The sequence below is a fragment of the Streptomyces europaeiscabiei genome (assembly GCF_001550375.1).
Classification (GTDB): domain Bacteria; phylum Actinomycetota; class Actinomycetes; order Streptomycetales; family Streptomycetaceae; genus Streptomyces; species Streptomyces europaeiscabiei.
Genome location: NZ_LRTR01000184.1, coordinates 1 through 1,358 on the forward strand (window position 1 = coordinate 1; position 1,358 = coordinate 1,358).

The 1,358-nt window shown below is 72.3% G+C and carries 2 protein-coding genes and 1 pseudogene; all 3 read right to left on the reverse strand.

Annotated elements, in window-relative coordinates; all coding sequences use genetic code 11:
* On the reverse strand, positions 1-138 hold a 138-nt coding region (locus AWZ10_RS47440; RefSeq protein ID WP_167365932.1), incomplete at its 3' end, for a protein phosphatase 2C domain-containing protein.
* A 1-nt stretch (position 139) separates the two neighbouring features.
* Positions 140-901 carry a vWA domain-containing protein gene (locus AWZ10_RS09045; protein WP_037694665.1) on the reverse strand — a complete coding sequence of 254 codons (762 nt, stop codon included), beginning with the start codon at positions 899-901 and terminating at the stop codon, positions 140-142.
* Positions 902-1,047: 146 nt separating this feature from the next.
* Positions 1,048-1,358: pseudogene (locus tag AWZ10_RS09050) on the reverse strand (hypothetical protein); the annotation flags it as partial.

Here is a 1,358-nt window from a genome sequence, read left to right on the forward strand (position 1 = left end):
CCCGTCGGCGACGGCGAGCACGGCGACGCAGGGCGTGGCGGTCGCGGCGCACGCGTCCTGGCAGGGCAGGCCCTGGCGCCGGTGCCGGTAGCCCTCGACGCTCAGGCCGTGGATCCGCCAGGGCGGGGCGGCGGTCACCTCACGCCTCCCAGGCCGGGCGTTGCGTCTTGAACTGGCTGAAGATCTTCTCGAACACCTCGTCCCCCGCCCCCTTCTGCTCGGCGTTGGCGCTGGCGGACATCATCTGGAGCAGCTCCCGGAACGGGAACCCCTGCAACCGTGCGTTGAACTTCGGCGCGAACGCCCGCAGCACCTTCTCCCCCATGTCCGTGATCCCGCCGACCCCGATCGCGTACAGCCGGAACCGGCGGGCGCTCTGTTCCTCGGCGAGGACGGGGACCAACCGGTGCCAGGAGTCGGTGAGATGGCCGGTCGGGTCGGTGGGCAGGCCGTCGGTGACGAGGCAGATCTGCGGCCGGTAGTACTGCAGCCCGGAGGCCCGCAGCTCGCTCTTGCGGGCCGCGACGATGTGCATCGCCAGCTCCAGCGCCTCGGTCATCAGGGTGACGCCTGCGGCCGTGAGCTGCGGTGCCTGGAAGGCGTGCGCGGGTATGAAGGGGCTCGTCCGGGTGCGTGGGTCGAGGAGTTGCGGTCCGCGCCAGGCGCCGACGCCCTGGCCGCCGAAGGTGACGACGGCGACCTCCACGCTGTAGCTGAGGCTGACGTCGTCATGGAGTTCGCGGGTCCACTCGGCGAGCGCGTTGTTGAGCGTCTGGATCGGCTGGCCCGCCATGGAGCTGGATGTGTCGAGGCAGAGCACGAGCGGCATGCGCTGGGCGTTGTTCTCGAACTCGATGTCGGCGTACTCCGCCGGCAGCGTGGGCGGGTATTCGCTGTGCATGGTTCTTCCCCCTGTGCTTCTGGTGCTGGTGCCTCTGTGCTTCCGGTGACTCTGCGCTTCCGACGCCTCTGTGCTCCGGTGACTCTGCTGTCGCGGGCGTGCTGTGGTGCGTCCGGGGCGTCGTTCCGACGGCTCGGCCGGTGCCCCTACCGGGGCGTGCCCTTCGCATGCCGGGCGGCGGTCGGCGGGAAGGCGTACAGGACGTCGGAGTCGCGTTCCCGTGCGTCGGTGACGTCGACGAGACCGCCGGGCGCGGGCGGCGGCCGCCCCGGCTCGGCCCACACCGCCCGGCGCAGCACCCGGTCGACCTCGACATAGCCCTGCGGATGCAGTTCGGTCCGTACGACCGCGGTCCGGGCGTGCGCGGGGCGAGCCCCCACCTGCCGCCCGTACCGGGGCGCGGGCGCGACCCGCAAACGCGTGGTGCTCTCGTCCCCGTCCCCGGCCCCGCTCCCGC

Excerpts from the sequence above, each read along its gene's own strand:
- AWZ10_RS09045 (WP_037694665.1), bottom strand. The coding sequence starts at position 901 with ATGCACAGCGAATACCCGCCCACGCTGCCGGCGGAGTACGCCGACATC.